Origin of the sequence: Tardiphaga sp. (genome assembly GCF_044340795.1) — a bacterium.
Taxonomy (GTDB): Bacteria; Pseudomonadota; Alphaproteobacteria; order Rhizobiales; family Xanthobacteraceae; genus Tardiphaga.
This window is the reverse complement of sequence record NZ_JBIISY010000308.1, coordinates 1-6,120: the sequence shown is the minus strand read 5'-3', so window position 1 is coordinate 6,120 and position 6,120 is coordinate 1. Positions and strand designations below refer to the sequence as shown.

Here is a 6,120-nt window from a genome sequence, read left to right as displayed (position 1 = left end):
GGTGGAGATACCCAGCCGCTCGGCGATCACCTCATGGCGCAGATCATCGACCCTGGCAGCGATCAGAATGTCCCGACATCGCGGTGTCAGTTCGGCCAGCGCCTCCCTGAACAAGGCCAGTTCGGAACGGCCGGCGACCACCGTCTCGGGATCGAATGTATCGTCACCCAGACGCCAGAGTTCGTCGATCTCCACCGCGGTCAGCAGCCGCTTGCGGGCACGTTCATGATCGGAGGCCACGTTGAGCGCCATCCGCAACAGATAGGCGCGCGGATTGGCCACCGGCGTCGTGCCATCGAAGCGCTCCAGACGCAGGAAGGTTTCGTGTAACACGTCACCCGCAGCATCCTGGGAACCAAGGCGGCGCGCAAGTCGCCGCTTGAGATCGTCATATTGCGCGGTCAGCAAGAGCTTCAGGCCGCCGCGATGAGCCGAACTCATCATGGTCTGCCGGCTCGCTGATCACCGATGTGCGCTTCGCAGACGTTTCGCCTGTCAGCTAGTTTTGGTTGAATGATCAGCGTTGTCGGCTGGGTCATTGCGCCCGGAGGGCCGGCCGTCGTCATGGTCCGCAACGCTGACAAGAGCTGCTGATCGCGCCCGCTATCGCCTGTCGAATCGAGCAGCTCGGCGCGCTGGACCCGTCCCGTGGGCGCCACCCAGATATCGATGGCTGCGCGATAACTTCCCGGCCGGGTGACGGCGCTCTGACACAGCCTATCGATGGTGTCGGCCTGCAAAGAGATCTCGTAGCGCACGCGCTGCTGCGCATCTTCTTGAAGCACACGCGTTCCGCGCACCAGAATGGCCGCGCGCGCCGACGTGTATGTCACTTCAAATCCGGCCCCCGCGATCAATCGGGACAAGGCATCGCGCGGGGCAAAGACGCCTTGAACAGGGCTGGACAAAGCGGTCGCCGGCACCCGGTCCGCGACCAGGAGCTGATAACCACTCGCCGTGCTGAACGCTTCGAGAGCCATCGACAGCGACTGAGCCGGGATATCAAAGCTCTTGGCCTCATCGTTGGCATGCCCGCTAACGGAAACGAACGTCAGACTCGCAGCGACCAATGGTATGCAGCAACCTCGCCGCCGCATCCGCGTGGCGCCAAGCGCAACCGCCGTCAACACGCAACTCCACATTCACGGGACCGTCACAACTCGACGAGCCACCATAGACAGCGAGTGTTACAGTCAAATGTCAATCTGAAGGAGCGCATTCGGGCGTCTTGCCGAATGGCGTTTTGCGGAGATAAATCAAATAATTAGAACAAAACGACGCCCTTTTCCAGGGCTTGTCCCATCATCTGCTGCCGATGGGCGCCCAGGCCAGCCGGCCGTCTTCATAGGCCTCGACCAGACGGTTCACCGGATGCCGGTCGGTGGCGACGATGGCCTGGATGGCGTTGCGGTGAGCGGCCGGGCTTTTGCCCTCGCGGCTGCAGTTGCAGAACTTGCAGGCCATCGCCTTGGCGGCGCTGTCGATGGTGGCGACGTGCTGGTTGAGATGCTTGCCGGCGCCGGCGACGCCGACCTCGATGCGCAGGCGACGCCGCGCCGCATCCTTCGGCTCGCGATCGAGAACGAAAGTGGGGCCGTCGCAATAGAAGCAGGCGCCGCCCTGCTCGCGCCACAGCCCATAGAGTTTGTCGTTCCGATCCATGTCTCGCCCGTCGAAATGCGGCCGGCGTCCCCTGCGGGACGCCGCTGCGCATGCCTTAGCACAACCGCGCCGCCGCTGTCGCGAGCCGCAACCGACGGCCGTTTCAGGCCACCGCGCCGGCATTCGCCAGCAACGCCCTGGTTGCCCGCTGGGCTTCGGTATATTCCGTCGCCAGCTGGTCCACGACATCGGCGACGCTCTGGACCGCCCTGACGCCGGACACCGTATGCCCGGCGCTCCACAAGTCGACCCAGCGTTTCGGGCCGCGCATGCCGTCCGCATAGCTGCTGAACATTTCGCGTGCGCGTTCCGGCGACACCGGCGCCGCCAGTTCCTGCGGATCGAGGCCGCAGGCGATGATGGACGGACGCAGGAAGTTGGCATCGATGCCGCTGATGCCGCGCGTCAGGGCCACGTCATCGATGCTGCTGTCGACCAGCATGGCCTTGTAGCCGTCGGATGCATCGCACTCCTCGGTGCCGATGAAGCGCGTGCCCATCAGGCCGAGCTCGCAGCCCAGTGTCTGCACGGACCAGAGCGCATGACCATCGGAGACACCACCGGCCAGGAAAAGCGGGCCGTCATAGAAGCCGCGAATGGCGCGAACGAAGGCGAGCCCGTTGGCCCAGCCGGTTTGCCCTCCCGCACCCGCCGTCAGCAGCGCCAGACCATCGACGCCTTGTGCCAAAGCCTTCTCGGCATGACGGATGGATGCGACATCGGCGATCACGAAGCAGCCGATCTCCTGCAGCGGCCGGACGTATTTTTCCGGAGCGCCGGTGCTGACGAGAACGATCTCGACCTTGTGCCTGATCAGTATCTGCAAATCCTGCTGCAGCTTCTCGGGATCGGAGCGCGCGAGAATATTGGCGCAGTAGGGCGCGTCATAGGCGCCGGCCGCGGAGATGCCGTCCTTGATCTCGTTGAGCCACCGATCGAGCTGATCCGACGTTCGCGCATTCACCGTCGGGAACGACCCGATCACGCCGCTGCTGCAACTTGCCGCCACCAGCGCCGGCACAGAGATGCGGAGCATCGGCGCCACCATCACGGGCAAACGCAGGCGTGAACGGAGCTTGTTGAATTTTTCGGACATTTCCACCTTCGATTTTTGCTTGTTCTTGCAGGCAACAACGTGAGCAGACCTAGCGCATGGCATCAGCCGTTGCGAGTGCCGCGCAAGGCTGCCAGCCATTCCCCTCCTGCTCGGCTTGTCTGTAATCGGGTGGCTGGCAGGCCGCCCGGCTCGCATGGTCGTACCTTATCTCGGGAAACGCCATGTCCACTCCGTCCGCCGACCACCTCCCCGCCACCTTCAACCGGCTCGCCTGGTCCAATCTCGCTGCGCAATCCGCCGAGCAGATCGCGCTGGCGGCGGCGCCGATCGTTGCCGTGCTGCTGCTCGGTGTCGGCGAAGGCCAGACCGGGCTGCTGCAGACGGCGCTGACCCTGCCCTTCGTGCTGTTCGCCATTCCTGCCGGCCTGCTGGCCGACCGGATGTCGCGTCGGGCCTTGATGGCCGGCGCCGAGGCGCTGCGGGCGGTCTCGCTGGTCCTCACGCTCGTGCTGATCTGGTGGGGCTGGCTGACACTTCCGCTGCTGGCCCTGCTCGGCTTCGTCGCCGTCTGCGGCACCGTCGTCTACAGCGTCGCGGCGCCCGCGCTGGTGCCGTCGCTGGTCGCGCCGCCCTTGCTCGGCGCCGCCAATGCGCGGATCGAACTGGCGCGTACCGTTGCCTTCGCGGGCGGCCCTGCGATCGGCGGCGCGCTGGTGGGCTTTGTCGGCGCGGCGCCGGCGTTTGGCGCGGCTGCGGCGCTGTCGCTGATGGCCGTGATGCTGCTGTCCGGCCTGCACGAGCCGCCACGCGCACCGGTCCAGCGTCGCAGACCGATGCAGGACATCGCCGAGGGCCTGTCCTTCGTCGCGCGGCATCCCTATCTGCGGCCGGTCTTCATCACGCAATTCATCTTCAGCGCCGCCGCCTTCATGACGCTGGCCGTGTTCGTGCCCTATGCGGTGCGGCATCTCGGCCTCAGCGCCGCGGGCGTCGGCATCACGCTGGCCATGTATGGCGCCGGCATGGTGATCGGCGCGCTGGCCGCAACGCGGGTGATGAAGCGTCTGCCGTTCGGCACCGTGATCGTGCTCGGCCCGGTCACCGGATTCGTCGCCTCGCTGGTGATGGCGCTCACCACCTGGATCCCCTCGCCTGCGCTGGCCGGGCTCAGCTTCTTCCTGCTCGGTGCCGGACCGATCCTCTGGGTGATCTCCACCGCCACGCTGCGCCAGTCGGTGACGCCGCCGGGCCTGCTCGGGCGCGTGTCGGCCATCAATATCCTGAGCTATGGCGCGCGGCCGATCCGCACCGGGATCGCGGCGGTGATCGGCGGCCTCTACCACGCCGAAGCCTGCCTCTATCTCGCCGTCGCCGGCTTTGCCTGGCAGGCTTCAGTCATCCTGACCTCCCCCGCCGCTACGTTGGCGCGACAGCCGGACATGACCGGTGAGGTGGCCCACTATGCGACCACCAAAGTCTAGCGGCACCGCGTTGCGTTGAACTGTAGTTCGCCTTCGCTGATGCACTCTCCGCAATGCAGCACGTTTTGTTAGTGTAGTAACGCCGCGTCCAAGCGTCGCAGCGCAGCGATGTTCCTTGCCAAAGTTGCGGGCAAGCCTTTGTCTTGACCGCAATCAACAAGGTCAGTCCGCAAAGGACGACCATTCGGGGAGGACATGATGACTTCATCCAAGGACAGGACTCCGTCTCGCCGCCGCTTCTTGAAAGTTGCCACGGCCGGCGCAGCCGCAACCGTTGCGGCACCGGCGCTCGCCCAGAGCACGGGGCCGATCAATATGCGCTGGCAGAGCACATGGCCGGCCAAGGACATCTTTCACGAATACGCGCAGGACTACGCCAGGAAGGTCAATGACATGACCGGCGGTGACCTCAAGATCGAGGTGCTGCCCGCGGGCGCCGTGGTACCGGCCTTCGGCCTGCTCGACGCCGTCTCCAAGGGCACGCTCGATGGCGGCCATGGCGTGATGGTCTATCACTATGGCAAGCAGACCGCGCTGGCACTGTGGGGCTCGGGCCCGGCCTATGCCATGGACGCCAACATGCTGCTGGCCTGGCACAAATTCGGCGGCGGCAAGGAGCTGCTGGCCAAGCTCTACGCCTCGATCAACGCGAATGTCGTATCGCTACCCTATGGCCCGATGCCGACCCAGCCGCTCGGCTGGTTCAAGAAGCCGGTACAGAAGGCCGAAGACCTCAAGGGTGTGAAATTCAGGACGGTCGGCATTTCGATCGACGTGTTCACCGGCCTCGGCGCTGCGGTGAATGCGCTGCCCGGCGGTGAGATCGTCTCCGCCATGGATCGCGGCCTGCTCGATGCGGCGGAGTTCAACAACGCATCGTCCGACCGCGTGCTCGGCTTCCCCGATGTCTCCAAGGTCTGCATGCTGCAGAGCTATCACCAGAATGCCGAACAGTTCGAGATCCTGTTCAACAAGACCAAATACGACGCCCTGCCCGAGAAGCTGCGCGCCATCATCGCCGGTGCCGCGGAAGCGGCCGGCCAGGAGATGTCGTGGAAGGCCATCGACCGCTATTCGCAGGACTATGCGGATATGCAGGGCAAGGACAAGGTGAAGTTCTACAAGACGCCGGACTCGATCCTGCAGAAGCAGCTCGAGGCCTATGACGAGGTGGTCGCCAAGAAGTCGGCGGAGAACCCGCTGTTCAAGGAGATCGTCGAGTCGCAGATGGCTTTTGCCAAGCGCGCCACCCAGTGGGAGCAGGACACGGTGGTCAATCGCCGCATGGCCTATAACCACTATTTCGGTCCGAACGCGAAGAAGAAGACCTGACGCGATCAGGCACACGTGCCCCGCATCATCCGGGACCATTTCCCGGATGATGCCTTGCTGTTGCCTGACGCATTTCGCCTGCCCGCATTCTCGTGAACTGGCTTCCATGCAATGACTGCCGAGCGTTTCCTGCACTCCATCGATGGCATCAGCACATTTGCCGGCAAGGCTGCGGCATGGCTCATCCTCGGACTGATGGGCCTCGTCTGCGCCGAAGTGTTCAAGCGCTACATGCTGAACATGCCGACGGCCTGGATCTTCGACGCCTCCAACATGCTCTATGGCACGCTGTTCATGCTGTGCGGCGCCTATACGCTGGCGCAGAACGGGCATGTGCGCGGCGACTTCCTGCATTCGTCGATGAAGCCGCGCACGCAGGCCTCGCTCGACCTCGTGCTCTATATCGTGTTCTTCCTGCCCGGCATCGCGGCGCTGGTCTATGCCGGCTGGGACTATGCCGGCGACAGCTGGCGCATCCGCGAGCATTCCAATGTCACGGCGGACGGCCCGCCCGTCTATCACTTCAAGGCGATGATCCCGCTGGCCGGCGCGCTGCTGCTGCTGCAGGGCATCGCCGAGATCGCGCGC

General features: G+C 64.6%; 7 protein-coding genes. 3 read left to right on the top strand and 4 right to left on the bottom strand.

What is annotated here, in order from left to right:
- The 4 genes from ACIQ17_RS29680 to ACIQ17_RS29665 form a co-directional block, all read right to left on the bottom strand.
- A partial coding sequence (locus ACIQ17_RS29680; protein WP_398473032.1) for an RNA polymerase sigma factor occupies positions 1-441 on the bottom strand: 441 nt, incomplete at its 3' end.
- A complete protein-coding gene (locus ACIQ17_RS29675) occupies positions 441-1,127 on the bottom strand; it encodes a TonB family protein (RefSeq protein ID WP_398473031.1) in 687 nt (228 codons plus the stop codon). The genes ACIQ17_RS29675 and ACIQ17_RS29680, both read right to left, overlap by 1 nt.
- Before the next feature lie 175 nt (positions 1,128-1,302).
- Positions 1,303-1,662 carry a hypothetical protein gene (locus ACIQ17_RS29670; RefSeq protein ID WP_398473030.1) on the bottom strand — a complete coding sequence of 120 codons (360 nt, stop codon included), beginning with the start codon at positions 1,660-1,662 and terminating at the stop codon, positions 1,303-1,305.
- 103 nt (positions 1,663-1,765) lie between these two features.
- Positions 1,766-2,758 carry an NAD(P)H-dependent flavin oxidoreductase gene (locus tag ACIQ17_RS29665; protein ID WP_398473029.1) on the bottom strand — a complete coding sequence of 331 codons (993 nt, stop codon included), beginning with the start codon at positions 2,756-2,758 and terminating at the stop codon, positions 1,766-1,768.
- A gap of 182 nt (positions 2,759-2,940) precedes the next feature.
- Between ACIQ17_RS29665 and ACIQ17_RS29660 the strand changes: the two genes are divergently transcribed.
- The 3 genes from ACIQ17_RS29660 to ACIQ17_RS29650 all read left to right on the top strand — a co-directional run.
- A complete protein-coding gene (locus ACIQ17_RS29660) occupies positions 2,941-4,200 on the top strand; it encodes an MFS transporter (RefSeq protein ID WP_398473028.1) in 1,260 nt (419 codons plus the stop codon).
- Positions 4,201-4,395: 195 nt separating this feature from the next.
- Positions 4,396-5,532 (top strand): TRAP transporter substrate-binding protein, encoded by a 1,137-nt coding sequence (locus ACIQ17_RS29655; RefSeq protein ID WP_398473027.1) that lies wholly within the window; start codon positions 4,396-4,398, stop codon positions 5,530-5,532.
- A 111-nt stretch (positions 5,533-5,643) separates the two neighbouring features.
- Positions 5,644-6,120: TRAP transporter small permease subunit (locus ACIQ17_RS29650; protein WP_398473026.1), on the top strand; the 477-nt coding region annotated here is incomplete at its 3' end.